This window comes from Vibrio sp. PBL-C16 (genome assembly GCF_034321865.1).
GTDB lineage: Bacteria > Pseudomonadota > Gammaproteobacteria > Enterobacterales > Vibrionaceae > Vibrio > Vibrio alginolyticus.
Map to the genome: position 1 here is coordinate 477047 of NZ_JAXLNY010000002.1, position 19869 is coordinate 496915.

The 19869-nt window shown below is 45.1% G+C and carries 17 protein-coding genes; 8 read left to right on the plus strand and 9 right to left on the minus strand.

Going from position 1 to position 19869, the window contains the following annotated elements; translation table 11 throughout:
- The first annotated feature begins 143 nt into the window (after window positions 1-143).
- Entirely contained in the window at window positions 144-1571 is a 1428-nt protein-coding gene (gene lpdA, locus UQW94_RS10540) for a dihydrolipoyl dehydrogenase (protein WP_005379993.1), read from the plus strand.
- A 145-nt stretch (window positions 1572-1716) separates the two neighbouring features.
- On the opposite strand, the gene opaR is transcribed toward lpdA, so the two are convergent.
- A complete protein-coding gene (gene opaR, locus UQW94_RS10545; RefSeq protein ID WP_005379994.1) occupies window positions 1717-2331 on the minus strand; it encodes a transcriptional regulator OpaR in 615 nt (204 codons plus the stop codon).
- A gap of 319 nt (window positions 2332-2650) precedes the next feature.
- On the opposite strand from opaR, the gene hpt reads away from it, so the two are divergent.
- Complete coding sequence (gene hpt / locus UQW94_RS10550; protein ID WP_005379995.1) at window positions 2651-3181, plus strand: hypoxanthine phosphoribosyltransferase; 531 nt, start codon at window positions 2651-2653, stop codon at window positions 3179-3181.
- A 77-nt stretch (window positions 3182-3258) separates the two neighbouring features.
- Here the strand turns inward: hpt and can are convergent, their stop codons facing one another.
- Entirely contained in the window at window positions 3259-3927 is a 669-nt protein-coding gene (gene can, locus UQW94_RS10555) for a carbonate dehydratase (RefSeq protein WP_005379996.1), read from the minus strand.
- 281 nt (window positions 3928-4208) lie between these two features.
- On the opposite strand from can, the gene UQW94_RS10560 reads away from it, so the two are divergent.
- The 4 genes from UQW94_RS10560 (at window position 4209) to UQW94_RS10575 (ending at window position 8875) form a co-directional block, all read left to right on the plus strand.
- On the plus strand, window positions 4209-5879 hold the full coding sequence (locus UQW94_RS10560; protein WP_005379997.1) for a SulP family inorganic anion transporter: 1671 nt from the start codon (window positions 4209-4211) through the stop codon (window positions 5877-5879).
- A gap of 250 nt (window positions 5880-6129) precedes the next feature.
- Window positions 6130-7047 (plus strand): ABC transporter ATP-binding protein, encoded by a 918-nt coding sequence (locus tag UQW94_RS10565; RefSeq protein ID WP_005380000.1) that lies wholly within the window; start codon window positions 6130-6132, stop codon window positions 7045-7047.
- Window positions 7048-7818 (plus strand): ABC transporter permease, encoded by a 771-nt coding sequence (locus tag UQW94_RS10570; protein ID WP_322142228.1) that lies wholly within the window; start codon window positions 7048-7050, stop codon window positions 7816-7818.
- 127 nt (window positions 7819-7945) lie between these two features.
- Window positions 7946-8875, plus strand: coding sequence for a Kdo(2)-lipid IV(A) acyltransferase (locus UQW94_RS10575; protein WP_322142229.1), 930 nt, complete (start codon window positions 7946-7948; stop codon window positions 8873-8875).
- Window positions 8876-8928: 53 nt separating this feature from the next.
- Here UQW94_RS10575 and panC read toward each other — a convergent pair whose 3' ends face one another.
- From panC to sfsA, 7 genes are all read right to left on the minus strand, one after another.
- Window positions 8929-9834: a pantoate--beta-alanine ligase gene (panC, locus tag UQW94_RS10580; RefSeq protein ID WP_005380005.1), complete on the minus strand. Its 906-nt coding sequence runs from the start codon at window positions 9832-9834 to the stop codon at window positions 8929-8931.
- Window positions 9835-9845: 11 nt separating this feature from the next.
- A complete protein-coding gene (gene panB / locus UQW94_RS10585; RefSeq protein WP_005386592.1) occupies window positions 9846-10640 on the minus strand; it encodes a 3-methyl-2-oxobutanoate hydroxymethyltransferase in 795 nt (264 codons plus the stop codon).
- A gap of 24 nt (window positions 10641-10664) precedes the next feature.
- Entirely contained in the window at window positions 10665-11150 is a 486-nt protein-coding gene (folK, locus tag UQW94_RS10590; protein WP_104975577.1) for a 2-amino-4-hydroxy-6-hydroxymethyldihydropteridine diphosphokinase, read from the minus strand.
- On the minus strand, window positions 11147-12514 hold the full coding sequence (gene pcnB / locus UQW94_RS10595) for a polynucleotide adenylyltransferase PcnB (protein ID WP_005386589.1): 1368 nt from the start codon (window positions 12512-12514) through the stop codon (window positions 11147-11149). Before pcnB ends, folK begins: the two co-directional genes overlap by 4 nt.
- A 102-nt stretch (window positions 12515-12616) precedes the next feature.
- Window positions 12617-13480 carry a tRNA glutamyl-Q(34) synthetase GluQRS gene (gene gluQRS, locus UQW94_RS10600; protein ID WP_104975576.1) on the minus strand — a complete coding sequence of 288 codons (864 nt, stop codon included), beginning with the start codon at window positions 13478-13480 and terminating at the stop codon, window positions 12617-12619.
- Window positions 13481-13575: 95 nt separating this feature from the next.
- Window positions 13576-14022 carry an RNA polymerase-binding protein DksA gene (gene dksA, locus UQW94_RS10605; RefSeq protein ID WP_005386584.1) on the minus strand — a complete coding sequence of 149 codons (447 nt, stop codon included), beginning with the start codon at window positions 14020-14022 and terminating at the stop codon, window positions 13576-13578.
- 136 nt (window positions 14023-14158) lie between these two features.
- The gene (gene sfsA / locus UQW94_RS10610; protein ID WP_017635909.1) at window positions 14159-14875 is read right to left on the minus strand and encodes a DNA/RNA nuclease SfsA; all 717 of its coding nucleotides are present in this window, start codon (window positions 14873-14875) and stop codon (window positions 14159-14161) included.
- A gap of 66 nt (window positions 14876-14941) precedes the next feature.
- Between sfsA and hrpB the strand changes: the two genes are divergently transcribed.
- Window positions 14942-17410: an ATP-dependent helicase HrpB gene (gene hrpB / locus UQW94_RS10615; protein WP_213966903.1), complete on the plus strand. Its 2469-nt coding sequence runs from the start codon at window positions 14942-14944 to the stop codon at window positions 17408-17410.
- Window positions 17403-19775, plus strand: coding sequence for a penicillin-binding protein 1B (gene mrcB, locus UQW94_RS10620; RefSeq protein WP_262658612.1), 2373 nt, complete (start codon window positions 17403-17405; stop codon window positions 19773-19775). The genes hrpB and mrcB overlap by 8 nt, the downstream gene beginning before the upstream one ends.
- The last annotated feature ends 94 nt before the right edge of the window (window positions 19776-19869 follow it).

The following is a 19869-nucleotide window of genomic DNA, read 5'->3' on the forward strand; positions in this document are numbered from 1 at the left end:
CTAAATTGATTTACTTTTCACACCATTAACATCTCTGTAAACTGTTAGCGGTCTGAAAATAACTGTTTAAAACAAATCTCTCTTAAACATAAAAAATCGATACCCACTCAGCCTGTTAGGGATAATGACTACAAGAGGTCAAAATGAGCAAAGAAATTAAAGCCCAAGTTGTTGTACTTGGTTCTGGTCCTGCTGGTTACTCCGCTGCATTCCGTTGTGCGGACTTAGGTCTTGAAACTGTACTAGTTGAACGTTACAGCACGCTTGGCGGTGTATGTCTGAACGTGGGTTGTATCCCATCTAAAGCACTGCTTCACGTTTCTAAAGTAATTGAAGAAGCGAAAGCGATGGCTGACCACGGCGTTGTGTTCGGTGAGCCTCAAACAGACATCAGCAAAATCCGCATCTGGAAAGAAAAAGTTGTTAACCAACTAACTGGCGGCCTAAGCGGTATGGCTAAGATGCGTAACGTAACAGTAGTTAACGGTTACGGTAAGTTCACTGGCCCTAACTCTATCCTTGTAGAAGGCGAAGGTGAGCCAACAGTTGTTAACTTTGACAACGCAATCGTTGCGGCTGGTTCTCGTCCAATCAAACTGCCATTTATCCCGCATGAAGACCCACGTATTTGGGACTCTACTGACGCTCTTGAACTAAAAGAAGTGCCAGAAAAACTGCTTATCATGGGCGGTGGTATCATCGGTCTAGAAATGGGTACGGTTTACCACTCTCTAGGTTCTAAAGTTGAAGTTGTTGAAATGTTTGACCAGGTAATTCCTGCAGCAGACAAAGATATCGTGAAAGTATTTACTAAGCGTATCAAAGACAAGTTCAAGCTAATGCTAGAAACGAAAGTAACAGCAGTTGAAGCAAAAGAAGACGGTATCTACGTTTCAATGGAAGGCAAGAAAGCGCCAGCTGAAGCTGAGCGTTACGATGCGGTTCTAGTTGCTATCGGTCGTGTACCAAATGGTAAGCTAATCGACGGTGAAAAAGCGGGTCTAGAAATTGACGAGCGCGGCTTCATCAACGTTGATAAGCAAATGCGTACTAACGTTCCTCACATCTTCGCGATCGGTGATATCGTTGGTCAACCAATGCTTGCTCACAAAGGTGTGCATGAAGGTCACGTAGCTGCTGAAGTTATCTCTGGTAAGAAGCACTACTTCGACCCTAAAGTTATCCCTTCAATTGCGTACACTGAGCCAGAAGTGGCTTGGGTTGGTAAGACTGAAAAAGAAGCGAAAGAAGAAGGCATCAAGTACGAAGTAGCAACATTCCCATGGGCAGCATCAGGTCGTGCAATCGCATCTGACTGTGCAGACGGTATGACTAAGCTAATCTTCGACAAAGAAACTCACCGCGTAATCGGTGGTGCTATTGTTGGTACTAACGGTGGTGAACTACTTGGTGAAATCGGCCTTGCAATTGAGATGGGCTGTGATGCAGAAGATATCGCTCTGACTATCCACGCTCACCCAACTCTACACGAGTCTGTAGGTCTAGCTGCTGAAGTATTTGAAGGTTCAATCACTGACCTTCCAAACAAAAAAGCAGTTAAGAAGAAGTAAGCTTTTTCTGACTGAATGATAGAAGCCGCTGCATTGCAGCGGTTTTTTTATGCTTGTTACATAGGAATATAAATGTGTGCTTAGCTGACAGCAGACAATAAAAAGCCCACCAAACGGTGGGCTGACATATATTACTAGTTAAGCTTTAGTGTTCACGGTTGTAAATGCAAAGCATATCTAAGTATGAATTCACTAGATGTTTCAGTTCCGCTTCACCTTTAGCGCGGTTCGCTTGGACAAACAGTGAGTAACAAATACCGTGGAAGAGGTTTGCCAAGTGTTCTGAATCGTGCTGGTCACACACCTCACCGCGTTCAATTGCTTTAATGAACATGTTTTGTACCAGCAACTGGTTAGTACGGTTAGTTGAAACAAACAATGGCCATACTTCATCACGTGTTGAAGCACTCCACTCGAACCATACTTTTAGCCAGTGACAGTCTTGGCTGACAAGCTCGATCATCGCATTAGTAATATTGGCGATGTTTTCACGTGCATGTAAGTCTAGGTCTATGTTATCCGATAGGAAGTTTGAGAACTGACGTACGACGTGATTGAGAACTTCATCCACCAAGTCTTCGCGTGTAGGGAAGTAGTTAAAAACAGTCGCCACAGAAACTTGAGCAATTTCTGCGATATCTGCGTGACCACCACGACCGATGCCGCGGCGCGCAAATACTTCCAATGCGATTTCCATTAACTGTTGCTTACGCTTAATTGGAGAAAGCCTAGTTCTAGGTCTCTTTGCAATTGAGTCCATATCCATTTTCCTTGCCATTTGAGTTGATATTGGGGGTAACCCCCTAATTGATTATTTTAATAGTTGCTTAAAGCAGTGATGAGTGTAATGGTGCATATGCACAAGGTCAACATCTGTAGAACAATTTATATACAGTAATGTCATTATTATTGATAAATTTAGCTATGAACTTTATAAAACTAAGACCTTCTTCCAAGATTTTTTGGCAACAGGATGCGACTTTCAACCCAATGAACGTGGTGATACACTACACGCCGTAAGATTAGGTGATCGTTTGCGTGCGACTTACCTCAACCCACAAATTTAGATTGAGCACAGTATGAAACATACAATAGAAGTCATGATTTCTGAGCAAGAAGTTCAGGAGCGAGTTCGTGAATTAGGCAAACAAATTACAGAGCGTTATCAAGGTAGTGAAGATCTTGTGTTGGTAGGCTTATTGCGTGGCTCATTTGTATTTATGGCAGACTTGGCACGTGCTATCGAACTGACTCACCAAGTTGATTTTATGACTGCGTCAAGCTACGGCAATACGATGGAAAGCTCACGTGACGTTCGTATCTTGAAAGATTTGGATGATGACATCAAAGGTAAAGACATTCTGCTTGTTGAAGACATCATTGACACTGGTAACACACTAAATAAAATCCGTGAGATTCTTTCGCTACGTGAGCCGAAGTCTATCGCTATTTGTACGCTCCTAGATAAGCCATCTCGTCGTGAAGTGAATGTTCCTGTGGATTGGATTGGTTTCGAAATTCCAGATGAGTTTGTCGTTGGGGTGGGTATTGATTACGCGCAGAAATACCGCCACTTACCATACATCGGTAAAGTTGTACCTCAAGAATAATTATTGAGTTCAGCATTAAAAATATAAAAAAACGCCCATCTAAGATGGGCGTTTTTCGTTCAACTTTTAGATATGACTTAGCGACAAAGGAGCTTGTTGTCTGTATTTAGAATCGTCGAAAGAGCTTTCTGGTAAGACGCTTCTACGGTTTCCTTAGAGTTAGAACGAATGCCTAAGTACTCTAAGCGACCATCTTCAATTCCGTATACCACACCATGAATTTCAACATCTTGCCCACGCTCCCAAGCGTTTTGCAGGATGGTTGAGTTACCCAAGTTGTACACTTGCTCTGCAACATTAAGCTCGCCTAGTTTATCCGCTCGATCTTGTTGCGGCATTTGATCTAGGTAAGTGCGGTGTTTGAAATAGATATCTCTGATATGTAACAGCCAATTATTAATAAGACCTAGCTTAGGGTTATCAATGGCTGCGTTTACGCCACCACATCCATAGTGTCCACAGACAATGATGTGTTTAACCTTAAGCACATCTACGGCGTACTGGACGACAGATAGACAGTTGAGATCAGTATGGATAACTTGGTTTGCAACATTCCGATGAACAAAGAGTTCACCTGAGTATAGCCCGGTTAGTCGCTCGGCAGGAACGCGGCTATCAGAGCAGCCAATCCAAAGAAAATCAGGCTTTTGCCCCTCAGCGAGTTTTGCGAAGTATTCAGGTCGATCAGATTTGATCTCTTGAGACCATTTCGAATTGTTTTCAAATAACTGTTTTATTTCCGGCATTTTGCAAACTACTTCCCTTAAAAGACAAAATCGCTGCCGCTGTTTGTGTGCACATGCAAGCGATCAGTGTTGTAACTATACACAATGTTACAATTTCGATCTCGTTAAATATTCGTCAGATAGGACTCATCTGACTAGTTTTCATTAAGAAAAAAGTAAAATCTGGTGAAACTATTTGTGGTGTGAATTTAGCCTTAATCTATTTATGGTTTAAATTTTCGCCTAGCTCGTTAAAGTAGTGATATTTTACTTTTTAAAATTGAATGCAGGGAAAATCAGCAGTGTTCGGTAGTCGTTTTGAAGATATCAATTTCAAAGGGGATGTATTTGGCGGGGTAACCACAGCGATTATCTCTCTCCCTCTGGCGTTAGCGTTTGGTGTTGCATCCGGAGCCGGTGCTGAGGCCGGCCTTTGGGGGGCAATAATGGTCGGTTTGTTTGCCTCGTTATTTGGAGGTTCTAATACGTTAATATCAGAACCGACAGGGCCAATGACGGTAATCATGACCGCAGTATTAACCAGTATGATGGCGAAATACCCAGAAACGGGCATGGCTATGACTTTCACGGTTGTCATGATGGCTGGCGCGTTCCAAATCCTATTGGGGACGTTAAAACTGGGTAAATACGTTACCTTGATGCCTTACAGCGTTATTTCCGGGTTTATGTCTGGCATTGGTGTGATTCTTATCATTCTGCAGTTATCGCCTTTGATGGGGCATGCCGCGCCTTCAGGGGGAGTACTCGGAACGTTATCTGCTTTGCCGGAGACCATTTCTAACCTTAAGTTCAGTGAGTTGTTTTTGGGACTACTGACTTTGGGGATTCTTTTTTTCTTCCCTAAGCAATATCGTAAATACGTTCCTGCACAGCTCGTGGCATTGGTCGCGGTGACTTTATTGTCTGTGATTCTCTTTGATACAGAAGATATTCGTCGTATCGGTGAAATTCCTGCTGGGTTACCTTCTCTCGTCGCCCCTTATATTGACACAGATATGTTTGTCGAGATGGTCATTGATGCATTAGTGCTCGGCACATTAGGTTGTATTGATACTTTGTTAACGGCGGTTATCGGTGACTCATTAACTCGTAAAGAACACGACTCAGATAAAGAGCTGCGAGGTCAAGGGTTAGCTAACATGATCTCAGGCTTGTTTGGTGCGCTGCCAGGGGCGGGGGCTACCATGGGGACGGTAACGAATATCCAAGTTGGGGCTCGTTCGCCATTATCTGGTGTGATTCGTGCACTAATGTTGGCGTTGGTTGTACTGGTTGCTGGCGGGTTAACAGAGCCAATCCCGATGGCTGTGTTAGCAGGCATTGCGGTGTATGTTGGCTTTAACATCCTAGACTGGAGCTTTATTCAGAGGGCACATAAGGTAAGCTTTTCCGGAATGGCGGTGATGTATGGCGTTATGTTGCTTACAGTATTCGTTGATCTTATCGTTGCGGTGGGTTTAGGCGTCTTTATCTCGAACATTATCATCATCGAGCGTTTGAGCCGAGAGCAGGCGCGACAAGTAAAAGCGATCAGTGACGCGGATGAAGATGATGTGCCGCTGACTGACAGCGAGCGTGGTTTGTTGGATCGTGCTAATGGTAAAGTGCTGTTCTTTTATCTTTCCGGTCCGATGATCTTTAGTGTTTCTAAAGCCATTTCACGTCAGCACTCTAGTATTTCGGACTATGACGTGATGATTCTCGATCTTACGGATGTACCAATGATTGATGTGACCGTCGGTTTGGCGTTAGAGAATGCGATTAAGGATGCTCTCGATGCCAATTGTGCCGTGTATTTATTATGCCCGAATGAGCGAACACGAGAACAGCTAGAGAAATTCCATGTGATTGACCTTGTCCCGGATGAAAATATGTACCAATTCCGTTACGAAGCATTGAATGCGGCGGTGGCACATGTTGAGGCAGATCAGTATCAGCGCATAACGGCGTAATCATTCTGACAGTTAAAAACGCAACAGTGTCCTGTTGCGTTTTTTTATGCTCTATTTTGTCTTACTTAGAGATAACCTTTACGAGGTAAGGGTTATATTTCCAATATTATCGAAAGGTTTATTTGTAATCATCGTTATTCAACGATAAACTGATGAACCTCCAATACGATACCCAAGGCGATTTTGTAGTAAACCGCTGCTAAATATGAGTCGGTATTAGTAATCACAAACAAACGGCAATCAAGACCTTATGTACGCATTAGAAATTGAACAACTGCGCAAGACGTATGCAGGTGGCTTTGAGGCGTTAAAAGGTATAAGTCTCCAAGTGAAAAAGGGTGACTTCTACGCGCTTCTGGGTCCCAATGGTGCAGGAAAATCGACCACGATTGGCATCATTTCCTCCTTAGTGAATAAAACCTCCGGAACGACGAAAGTTTTCGGTTATGACATTGATACCGACCTCGAATTGGCCAAGCAGAATTTAGGCTTGGTGCCACAGGAGTTCAACTTCAACCAGTTTGAAACCGTTGAGCAAATTGTGATGCAGCAAGCTGGCTATTACGGTGTGTCTAAAGTATTAGCCAAAGAAAGAGCAGAAAAATACCTGAAAAAATTGGATTTATGGGAAAAACGCCAAGAGCGTGCTCGTAACCTATCCGGTGGGATGAAGCGTCGTTTAATGATCGCAAGAGCTTTGATGCACGAGCCGCAATTACTCATTTTAGATGAACCAACGGCTGGAGTGGATATTGAACTACGCCGCTCAATGTGGGGGTTTCTGAAAGAGATCAACCAAGAGCAAGGAATTACGATTATTTTAACGACACACTACCTAGAAGAAGCGGAGATGCTGTGTCGAAATATCGGCATTATTAATCGTGGTGAGCTGATTGAAAATACCACCATGAAGGCGTTACTAGGTAAGCTAAGCGTCGAGACATTTATCTTGGATATTGAGTCAGAAGTCGAGGTGCCTGAGCTTGAAGGTGTTAATCGACAAAGTATTGTTGATGGCTCTTTAGAGATAGAACTAGATAAGAGCCAAGGATTGAATTCGGTATTCAGTCAGTTAACAGAGCATGGCATTAAAGTTCTCTCAATGCGTAACAAAGCCAACCGACTTGAAGAGTTGTTTGTCAGCATTGTAAGAGAGGGGAGTAATTAAATGTACGGTTTATATTGGACGGCATTTCGCAGCTTGCTGAGCAAAGAAGTTACTCGTTTTACACGTATTTGGGTGCAAACCTTAGTGCCGCCAGCCATTACGATGACGTTGTACTTCATCATTTTCGGCAATCTTATTGGCTCTCGAATTGGTGAGATGAGCGGCTTTAGTTACATGGAGTACATTGTTCCAGGTTTGATCATGATGTCGGTGATCACTAACTCATACTCGAACGTGGCGTCGTCATTCTTTAGTGCAAAGCTACAGAAGAATATTGAAGAACTGCTGGTGGCACCGGTACCAAACTATGTGATTATTGCTGGCTATGTGGTGGGCGGCGTGACTCGAGGTTTGTTGGTCGGTGCAATTGTTACTTGTGTGTCACTTTTGTTCGTTGATTTGCAAGTGGAGCACTGGGGCATTATTGTCGCGACTGTCTTCATGACGTCGGTTGTATTTGCTCTCGGTGGCTTGATCAATGCGGTTTACGCAAAAACGTTTGATGATATTTCGATCATCCCTACGTTTGTATTGACTCCTTTAACTTACTTGGGAGGAGTCTTTTATTCGATCAGTCTGCTGCCTGAATTTTGGCAAGGCGTTTCTAAGATCAACCCAATCGTCTACATGGTGAATGCGTTCCGCTACGGCTTTTTAGGTGTCTCGGATGTGGGCATTGTCACTTCATTTAGTGTACTTGCAGTGTTTGTTGTTGCACTGTATGCCATTGCGCATTATCTAGTAACCAAAGGGATTGGGCTAAGAAGCTAAGCCATTCTCATAAAGCAAAGAGCGGCGATTCACGCTGCTCTTTCGCGTGCATAACAATACATACCCATACAATTTTTCGGTTTTTATCATGGTAGGTTTCAATCATTTGTAATAAATGAGTGATCCTATGAATATTGTCTCGCCGCCGCCTTTCTCCTATCAGTTACTTAAGCCCAAATATTGGTCTGTATGGCTGGCATTTGGATCTTTAGCGATTCTTGTTAATGTACTGCCATACGTAGTATTGCGAATCTTAGGTAGAAGCATCGGCTGTATTGCGATGCATGTAATGAAGCGCCGACACAAGATCGCTCTGCGTAATCTCCAGCTGTGTTTCCCTGATTTTACGGATTGGCAATGTAAGGACGTAGTACGAAAAAACTTTCAATATACTGGAATGGCTATCATCGAAACCGGTATCGCTTGGTTTTGGCCAGATTGGCGGATACGTCGGATAACCTCTATTGTTGGAAAAGATCGTTTACTCGCTGAGGAAAATAATGGACGTGGTGTGTTGGTGGTGTGCAGTCACCATTTAAACTTGGAGATAACCGCTCGTATTTTTAGCCAGTTTGCCCAAGGTTATGGCGTTTATCGCCCAAATTCGAATCCTGCTTATGAGTTTATTCAACATCGAGGTCGAACTCGTTTTGGACATCAAATGATTGATCGAAAAGACGTGAAATCAATGCTCAAAGTTCTGAAGAATGGTCATCGACTTTGGTATTTGCCCGACCATGATTATGGCGTTAGCCATTCTGTTTTTGCGCCGTTTTTTGCTGTTGAACAAGCGGCGAGTACCGTCGGGTCTAGTGTTCTCATTGATGCAACAAAGTGCGCGGTTATATCTGGCGTTACAGTGAGTAAAAATCACCATTACACGCTGTACATTGGAAAAGACATTAGCGAGCGTTTCGAGAGACGTAATGCGGTTAAAGCGGCAAGCATCTTGAACCAAGAGCTTGAGAAAATGATAAAACGTGATATTCCAGCGTGGATGTGGCTGCACAAGCGGTTTAAAACTCGCCCTGAAGGGTTAGATTGCGTCTATACGTAGAGTATAAAAAAGGTCGACTAAGAGTCGACCTTTTTACTTTTATGACTCAGAGCTTACTCTGCGCTCTCTGAGTTTGTATTGTTAGATTCAGCTTCTTCCTTCGCTTCGACAACCATATCTACCGTTTGGTTATCGATAAGACGAGCTTTGCCTAGGAACGCAGACATCAGAATGACAGCTTGTGTCGTTTCTGGTGTGATCACTTGTAATGTACGAGCATCACGAATGAAGATCTCATCAGGGTGCAGACCTGCAGCTCGAAGTTGGTCGCTTGCATCTTCGATGATCGATGCGTAGTCATCGCGGCCACCGCGAATGGCACTACTGATCCAACGCATTGTACGAGCAAGTACAGGAGCACGTTGACGCTCGTCCAGCGTAAGCAAGCCATTGCGTGAACTCATTGCTAAACCGTCCATTTCACGTACGGTTGGTACACCGATGATTTCAATGTCCATTGCTAGGTCATCAACCATCTTGCGGATAACCGCAAGTTGTTGGAAGTCCTTCTCGCCGAAGCACGCGACATCCGGTTGTACGATGTTAAACAGCTTATTCACAATCGTCGTCACGCCACGGAAATGACCTGGTCGAGACGCGCCTTCGAGAATTGTTGATAGGCCAGGGACATCGACGAAGGTTTGCTTATCCAGACCTTCTGGGTAGATAACTTCTGGTGTTGGCGTAAATACCACATCGACCCCTTCAGAGGTTAACTTGCTTAAGTCTTCCTCTAGCGTGCGTGGGTAATTATTTAAATCGTCAGCACGATCAAACTGCATCGGATTAACAAAGATGCTTACGACAACGATATCAGCGTATTCGCGTGCTTTACGCACTAAAGTTAAGTGGCCTTCGTGAAGGTTGCCCATGGTAGGGACAAACGCCACTTTACGACCTTCACGTTTAAAGGTTTTAAGGTGTTCACGAACTGCTGAGATTTCCGCAAAAGTTTGCATGCATTTATCCTCTAGGCAATGGTATGAGCGTCGTCTGGGAATACACCGTTGGCTACATCTTCAATGTATTTAGTAACGGCTTTGCGCATATCACCTGTTTCAGCAAGAAAGTTTTTGGAGAATTTCGGCATGTAGTTGGCAGAAATACCAAACATATCATGCATTACGAGAATTTGACCATCTGTTACGTTACCTGCACCAATACCGATAACAGGAACGTCAAGCACTTGCGTAATACGTTCAGCAAGCTCAGCTGGTACGCATTCTAGTAAGACGATTTGAGCGCCTGCTTCTTGCAGCGCTAATGCGTCTTTTACCATGCGGTCTGCTTTTTCTTGATCGCGACCTTGGATTTTGTAACCACCAAAAATATTAACAGCTTGAGGAGTTAAACCAAGATGAGCACAAACTGGAACTGATCGTTCAGTGAGCATTTTCACCGTGTCGACAAGCCAGTCACCACCTTCAATTTTTACCATATTGGCACCAGCACGCATCAGTTTAGCCGCATTTTCGCAAGCTTGCTCTGGCGTGGTGTAGCTCATGAATGGCATGTCTGCCATCAACAAACAATTTGGGCTACCAGCGCGTACGCAACGAGTATGGTAAGCGATATCATCGACCGTTACTGGCAGAGTATCGTTGTGACCTTGCAAAACCATACCTAGAGAATCACCAACAAGAAGTACTGGCATTTCTTGGCTTTCAAACAGTTGGGCAAAGCTCGCATCATAAGCGGTTGAAGTAGCAAATTTACGACCTTCTTGCTTCCACTTGATTAGGTCGTTGATGGTCATTTTTTTCATGGTTTTATCCTTACTAGGAGTTGGCTATGACTGCCAGATACTGAGGCCGTTTCTATCTACTTGTTCCAGTAGTTTAGAGACCTCGGTCCCATCAGGGAGTTGTAAACTTGGTGCAATTTCCGCAAGAGGGTAGAGTACGAATTCACGCTCTTTCATTCCATAATGAGGAACGATCAGCCTCTCGGAATTAATCACCTCATTGCCATAAAGCACAATGTCGAGGTCCAAGGTTCTTGGTCCCCAGCGTTCGTCTTTACGGACACGCCCTTGTTCTTGCTCTATAGCTTGTGTGCAATTGAGCAATTCAATAGGCGTCAAACTGGTGTTAATAGACACAACCGCATTGATGTAATCCGGTTGGTGTTGTGGCCCCATTGGCGTGCTGCTGTATAGCGAAGAAGCTTGAACAAACTCTGATTTAGGCAGCGTTTTTAATGCTTCAATCGCTTGCTTCGCTTGGCTGACAGGATCAGCCAAGTTACTGCCTACCGCAATGTACGCTGTAATCATGATTTGGGCTTACTCTTTTTCTTGCGATAAGTTTTACGGCGGCGCTGGCCTGTTTTCGGTGATTGACCGTCTAAGTCGGCAGCCATTGCTTGACGCATTTCTCGGCCTGCATTTTGAAAAGTTTCCCACCACTTGGCAAGCTTCTGAGTGTCACCACCTTCAATTTCACCGCGCATTTCAAGAAAATCAAAGCCAGCTCTAAATTTATTGAGCTCCATAAGACGGAATGCACGTTTACCGTTACGTCGTGGAAGACGAAGCTGTAACTGCCAAATCTCGCGAATGGTTGCGGTGTGGCGTCTTGGAATGGCAATTGTGCGAACTTGCTCGTCAAGAATGATGTTGCTCGCTTCCATAATGGCGTCGTAATGGCCTAAGTTGCGCTCTTCCATCAGTTCATCGGCTTTCGCACACAGTGGGTACCACAGCATTGCAGCAAACATAAATGCTGGATTGATGCGTTTCCCATCTTCGATGCGCATGTCGGTAGAATCTAGGACAAGATCCAACATCTGCTCAGTGTGAGAGGAGTAATCTTCTGTAAAGTGCGCTGCAATCGTCGGGAATAGTTGCTGGAATAGGTTGTACTCACGCAGTAGGTGGTAGGTTTCTAAGCCATGACCGGATTGCAATAATTTGAGTGACTCTTCAAAAAGACGCGCTGACGGAATGTCACCGAGCAACGGTGCCATGTGTTCGATTGGCGCTGCGGTGTCTTCTTCAATATCAAAGTCTAGTTTTACCGCGAAACGAACCGCACGCAGCATGCGCACAGGGTCTTCACGGTAGCGTGTTTCTGGATCACCAATCAGTCGAATTAGGCGATCTTCTAAATCTTCAATACCACGTGCGTAGTCGTGAATCGAGTAATCTGCGATGTTGTAGTACATCGAGTTAATCGTGAAATCACGGCGCTCAGCATCTTCATCGATGGTGCCGTAGACGTTGTCACGCAGCAGCATACCCTCTTTTGATTGCTGAGAAATGCTCTTATTCTTTTGCTCTTGGTGGTGACCACGGAATGTCGCAACCTCAATGATGTCTCGGCCAAACATAATATGAGCCAAGCGGAAGCGGCGACCAATCAAACGGCAGTTACGAAATAGCTGTTTGATCTGTTCCGGAGTTGCGTTGGTCGCAATGTCAAAATCTTTTGGTTTTTGTCCAAGCAGTAAGTCTCGAACCCCGCCACCCACAAGAAAAGCATCGAAACCAGCACCATTTAGGCGGTACAGTACCTTCAGCGCATTATCACTGATCTGCTTACGCGAAATGTTGTGCTCTTCACGAGTTATTACATTGAGAGCGAGCTCTGGAATTGTGGCAGGTTCGCTTGGTGTATAGTCGTTTGTATTCATGTGCATCTGGCAATAACTGGGTTTAATCCAATCTTGCTTTGGTTAGTTTTATACGCCTCTAGGGCCTAATTTGCGGCTAATGATAGCCTACACAATGCCATTTGAGAATCACGGTGTGATCTCGATCTCTGCTGGAAGCTGTTCCAAGCGCCAGTTTTCGCAGCCCCAACGAAGAATATCTTCTATGTTGGCCGCCCTTACGGTTTCAGGTATCTCGAAACCTAAAAATGTCATGGCGCGCAATAGAGTAGGTTTTGGTGTATCTATATCAATAGCCGTCGCGTGATTTTGTTTCGACAATTTATTGCCGTTGTTGTCCATCGCCAATGGTAAATGCAAGTAGCTAACTTCTGGCTGACCAAGTATTTGGTACAGGCTAATTTGACGCCCTGTCGGCTCGATTAAGTCTGCACCTCGCACGACTTCTGTGACGCCTTGGTCGATGTCGTCCAATACTACCGCAAGATTATAAGCAAATAATCCATCTCGACGTTTAATAATGAAATCTTCATTAACGAGTTGCTCTGGAATCGTAATGGTTCCCCGCTTTTGGTCGAGGAAATGAGCGACAGGCTTGGTCATTTTTAGGCGAATCGCGCCTTCTTTCAAGTTTTTATCGCGGCAAGTGCCAGGATAAAAACCGCCATGCTCTTTAATTTGCTTACGAGTACATTGGCAATAATAGGCTTCTCCATTTTCGAGCCATTTGTTTATTTGAGCTTGGTAAAGGTCGTGACGTTCGCTCTGGTATACCACTTCTCCATCCCAATGCAGCTGATAGGCCTTGAGTGCCTCTAGGATAAGTTGCGCTGCACCTGGCATTTCTCTTGGTGGGTCTAAGTCCTCAATACGTACTAACCAAGCTCCATTTTGTGCTTTCGCTTGAAAATAACTGCCAAGAGCGGCAATCAGTGAACCAAAATGCAGTGGACCAGAAGGAGATGGGGCGAATCGACCTACATAGCGTGTCATGCGTGTATCTCGAATTTAGTAAACAAATAGGGTGCGAAGGTAGCCAAAACAAAAAGGGAGCCTGAGCTCCCTTCAACAATCATAATGCTGGGTGATTAACCTTGCATTTGCTTCTCTTTGATTTCTGCAAGTGTTTTACAGTCAATACAAAGGTCAGCGGTTGGACGTGCTTCAAGACGGCGAACGCCAATCTCTACGCCACAAGACTCACAGAAGCCAAAATCGTCTTCTTTGATTTTATCCAAAGTCTTTTCAATCTTCTTGATCAAACGGCGTTCGCGGTCACGGTTACGCAGTTCTAGGCTGAACTCTTCCTCTTGAGAGGCGCGGTCAACTGGATCTGGGAAGTTTGCTGCTTCGTCCTGCATGTGGTGAACAGTACGATCCACTTCAGCTCTTAGCTGGTCGCGCCAAGCTGTTAAGATTTTCGTAAAGTGTTCAACCTGCTCTGGTGACATGTACTCTTCACCAGGTTTTTCCTGATATGGCTCCACGCCGGCAATGGCTAGGATGCCTATCGTTTTCTTCTTTGATTCTGGCATACAGCATCTCCTACTTACACCTAGTCAACTGCTACGCAGTCAATTTAAGGCGGGTATCTATAGCAAAAAGAGGCGGTGCAAGCAAATACTGAATCGCAAAGTTATCGTCAATGTGAAGACGACATCATTTTTTCTCTTAATTGATAAAATCAATAGCGGAAATCAGCTTCATTCCAGTATCGCTCAGTTCAGCTTTGTAGCAGAGAACTTCCACTCCAGCGTCTTGTGCTTGTTTGAGTAATAGTGAATATTTCGCGTCTATATGGTGCGCCGCGGATACTTTTTCAATACCTGAATGTAAAACAGTGAATAAAAGTATGGCTCTACTTCCATTTTGTGCCATTTCTGTGAGCTCTCTCAGGTGTTTTTGTCCCCGAGTCGTGACCGCATCTGGGAAGTATCCTTGTCCAGTAGAGTCGGTCTCATCAAGAAGAGTGACGCTTTTCACTTCTATATAGCACTTTGGCTTGTCGTCTGCGCTGAGCAAGATATCAATTCGGCTATTTTCATTGCCGTATTTCACCTCAGTTTGAAGTGTGTCATAACCACAAAGCTCTGAAATGACATTATTTTCAATAGCCTCTACGGCTAATTGATTGGCACGCGCGGTGTTGATACAAATACGGTGGCCTTGTTCGGTCTCACTCAACTCCCAACTATTGGGGTATTTTCGTTTCGGGTTGTCGGAAGTAGAAAACCAAACCTTGTTTCCGGGCGTTGCACAACCCGTCATTGCACCTGTATTTGCGCAGTGGATTGTACGGATTTCACCAGTATCGAGCTCGATATCGGCAAGAAAGCGTTTATAACGTTTGAGTAGAGTGGCGGACTCTAAAGCGGGTGTGAAATGCATTTGCTTATTTAGACAAAAAATTTTTTATGTACAATGTTGCCACCATTACACCATAAGGTATTTCCTTTGTCACAATTGCCGATTGAAGCCGTGATGCCTGAGTTGCTGACGGCGGTCAAAAATCAACATCAAGTGATCTTAAAAGCGGCGCCTGGTGCCGGTAAGTCGACTTACTTCCCTTTGCAGTTACTCTTAAATCATTCGGTTGCTGGAAAAATCATCATGCTTGAGCCAAGACGACTCGCGGCGCGTAACATTGCCCGTTATCTTGCTGAGCAATTGGGAGAACAAGTTGGTCAACGCGTGGGTTATCGAGTTCGTGGCGAGGCAAAGGTAAGTTCTGCAACGCAGCTGGAGATCGTGACCGAAGGGATCATGACTCGGATGATTCAAACTGACCCTGAACTGGATGGGGTTGATCTACTGATCTTTGATGAGTTTCATGAACGCAGCATTCATGCCGATATCGCTTTGGCATTCAGTTTAGAAGTTCAAGAGGCATTGCGAGACGATCTCAAGCTGGTGGTAATGTCGGCAACGCTTGACCAACAAGCATTACAATCGTTGTTGCCGGAAGCCAGTTACATTGAATCTGAAGGGCGCAGCTTTGATGTGGCAATGCGCTACCAGCCGTTAGGTGTGAACGAGCATTTACCTACGAGTATGGCAAAAACAATAGAAAGTCTTATGAACAAAGAGTCTGGATCTTTGTTAGCTTTCCTACCGGGTGTTGGTGCCATAAAACAAGTTGAAGAGCGGTTGTCTCATTTAGCGGATGATATCGACGTATGCCCACTTTATGGTCAACTGAGCTTTGCAGATCAACAAAAAGCGATTACGCCAGCAGAACAAGGTAAGCGTAAAGTCGTTCTAGCGACCAACATTGCAGAAACTTCACTAACGATTGAAGGCATTCGCCTCGTCGTTGATTCTGGGTTAGAGCGTATTGCCCGCTTTGATTTGAAAAACGGTTTAACACGCTTAGAGCAAACACGCATTGCACAGTCTTCAGCGATTCAGCGTGCAGGACGAGCGGGACGAATAGAAGAGGGCATTTGTGTTCGTCTTTATTCTGAAAACCAGTTCAAGCAGCAACCGCTGGTTCCCCAACCCGAAATTTTGCATTCCGATTTAGCTAGTTTAGTTATGGAGCTTGCCTTTTGGGGAGCGAGTGATATCCACGATCTAAAGTGGCTTGATGTTCCCGCTAATGCGTCATTGGAACAAGCGAAGCAGCTATTGGTGTCATTGGGACTACTGACGGAAAAAGGGCAATTAACGTCCGAAGGAAAACAGGCGCATGAACTAGGCGTTGAGCCTCGTGCGGCTGCGATGCTAATTAAAGCGCAATCTTACAGTGATAAGATGTTAAATGCTGCTTTGGCGGCGGTCGCACTGATTGAAGAGCCAGAGAGAAATGTTACCAATATCGCTCATAGCTTGCATCGTTGGCTTGTTGGTACTCATCCAAAAAAGTCGATATTGTTCAAGCGTGCTCAATCTCTAGCGTACAAATTGGATACGGTATTTGACCTGAAAGGCGTGGATGAAGATGCATTACCGCTGGTGTTAAGTTTGGCATTTCCAGATCGCATTGCGCAGCAGCGCACAAATCAATTTGGGCGATTTACTTTGGCTAATGGTCATGGTGCAGAATGTCGTCAGGAAGACATGCTAGGTGGCTGTGAGTATTTGGTTGCCGTTGACTTAATGCGTTCTCATTCTAACTCAAGTCAAATTCATTCGGCATGTGAATTGGATGTCAATATATTGCGAACGACCTTTGATACGCTATTTTCGTCTGAAGAAGTAGTGGACTGGGATGAAAAAAGAGGCCGTCTAATAGCTGAGCGACAAACAAAACTCGGTCTGCTGGTCGTTGAACGCGAGCCGTTGCCAAGCCCTGGCAAAGAAAAAATGACACAAGCTTTACTCACGTATGTCCGCCGCCAGGGCTTACAGAGTCTAAACTGGACACCGGCAGCGGAGAGCTTGTTGGCTCGGATTCGTTGTGCGGTGGAATGGTTACCTGAGCAGTCATGGCCAATGTTTGATGAAGCCAGTTTGCTGGATTCATTAGAGGAGTGGTTAGAGCCATACATGACGTCTGTCAGCTCGGTTAAAGACCTGAGCAAGATAAACTTGGTCGAAGCGCTTAATGCTCGATTAGGTTGGCCACTCAATCAACAACTGGATGAATGGTTACCTGAGCATTACCAACTGCCCACAGGTTCAAAGAAGCGTATCCGTTACCAATATGGCCACGAGCCGATATTATCGGTGCGTATGCAAGAAGTATTTGGGGAGAGTGGTTCCCCAACGGTGGCTCTTGGCCGCAAGCGTTTGGTGCTTGAACTGCTTTCACCGGCACAACGTCCATTGCAAGTAACGTCGGACTTGGCGGCTTTCTGGAACGGAAGCTACAAAGACGTTCAAAAAGAGATGAAAGGGCGCTACCCAAAACACGTTTGGCCAGATGATCCTGCCAATCATGTAGCAACAACGAAAACAAAAAGACAATTGAATAATGACTGACAGCAAGAAGCCTAGCGCGAAAAAAGCGCCAGCGAAGAAAAGTACAACCAATAAAGGAACCGCAAAACAGACTCGACGTACGCCGAGTAAAAAACCGACTAACGAGAAACGTTCGTGGTTGAAAGTTCTGTGGTCGTTTAGCTGGAAAGCTGGCGTTGCACTTGCCGCTGTTTTGCTGTTTGTTGGGATTTACTTAGATAGTGTGGTGAAAGAACGCTTTGAAGGCCAGCTGTTTGAGCTGCCAACGGTGGTTTATGCCCGTATCTTGAATCTAAGCCCTGGTGAGAATATCACCATCCAAGAACTGCGCAACGAGCTAGATGTGTTGAATTACCGTAAAGTGAGTCAACCTCGTTACCCAGGCGAATATTCCTCTTCTTCCACTCGGATTGAATTGATTCGTCGTCCATTCGAGTTTGCCGATGGTCCCGAGCCGGATCGTCACATTATGCTGCATTTCTCTGATTCCGGCTTGCAACGTATTCAGTCTTTAGAATCTCGAGGAGACCTTGGTTACTTGCGCCTAGAACCGAAGATGTTGGGCATGCTGGAGAAAGACCGTGATGAACAGCGCCTTTTCTTACGTCGTGATCAGTTCCCTGAAATTTTGGTGGATGCACTGCTTGCGACCGAAGACCGGGATTTTTATCAACATGACGGGGTGTCACCGCTCGCGATTGCACGTGCATTGGTTGCGAACATTAAGGCGGGTCGTACTGTTCAAGGTGGTAGTACGCTGACTCAGCAATTGGCAAAAAACCTGTTTTTGACTCGTGATAAAACACTGTGGCGTAAAGTTCGAGAAGCGTATATCGCGCTAATTTTGGATTACCGTTACAGCAAAGATCGTATCTTAGAAGCCTACCTAAACGAAGTGTACCTAGGTCAAAGTGGAGGTGAAGCGATCCACGGGTTTGGCTTGGCGTCGCGTTACTATTTTGGGCAGCCAATTCAGGAGTTGCGAATCGATCAACTGGCGATGTTAGTTGGGATGGTAAAAGGACCGTCTTACTACAACCCAATTCGTTACCCTGAGAGAACGAAAGAGCGTCGTGATCTCGTTCTGCGCCTGTTAATGCAGCAAAACATGTTGACTTCAGAGCAGTATGAACAAGCTGTAAGTCGTCCACTCGATACGCAAAGCAAGCCACGTATTGCGAGCCGTCAGCCAGCTTATTTCCAACAATTGAGTATTGAATTAAAAGAAAAAGTTGGGGAGCGATTTAAGGCAGAGACCGGACTGCGCGTATTTACGTCTCTGGACCCAGTATCGCAAAGCAAAATGGAACAAGCTATCGCGAAAAAGATCCCAGAACTAGCTAAACGGGGTGGTAAAGAGTTAGAAGCCGCAGCTGTGGCCGTTGATCGCCATAGTGGTGAAATCCGTGCGATGGTAGGTGGTAAACGTGTCGGTTATGAAGGCTTTAACCGCGCGCTCAATGCCAGTCGTCCGATTGGTTCTTTGGTGAAACCAGCGATTTACTTAACGGCTCTAGAACAACCGGATAAATACAACCTAGGCACGACGCTACACGACACGCCGTTAAGTCTGAAGAGCAGTAAAGGTAACGTGTGGACGCCGCGCAACTACGATAGAAAATATCGTGGTGATGTGCCACTTTACATTGCTTTAGCGAAATCACTTAACGTACCAACCGTGCGCTTAGGTATGGCACTTGGCATTCCTGAAGTCTCCAATACTTTAGAGCGTTTGGGCGTGAACAAAGACGAAATTCGCCCAGTGCCTTCGATGTTTTTGGGTTCGTTTTCTTTGACGCCATTCGAAGTTGCACAGATGTATCAGACTCTGACGAATTCAGGTAAGCGTGCAAAACTGACCGCTCTGCGCTCAGTCATGGATATGGAAGGTAATGTGCTGTATCAATCCTTGCCTCGTTCATCAAGAGCCGTGGATGAACAAGCTGCATGGCTAACGACCTACGCGATGAAACAAGGGGTTGCTCAAGGCACTGGCCGCTTCTTACAAAGCCAGTTTGGTTGGGCTGCATTGGCAGGAAAAACGGGTACCAGTAATGACAACCGCGATAGTTGGTTTGTCGGTGTTGATGGTCGTGAGGTGACGACAATTTGGCTAGGCCGCGACGATAATAAACCCGTGAATCTAACGGGGTCGAGTGGTGCATTACGAGTGTACGCAGAGTACTTGAAGCAGCGTATTCCTGAGCGCTTAGAGCTCCCATGGCCAAGAGAAATCACCACATTAGGGTTCAAGCCGACATCAGGTGGAGGTTTAGAAATGAACTGCCGTAGTGATTACAAACTGCCGGTTTGGGATAAAACCGGTCAGATAAAGCAACAGTGTGAGAAGAAATCAAACTGGTTAAATAGCATATTTGATTGGTAGCATCGCCAAATCAACAACATTAGCTTGTTTATCTGATTAATTCTTAGTACATATTAGGGCGTGTTAGTACAGTACTGCTAGCACGCCCTACTTG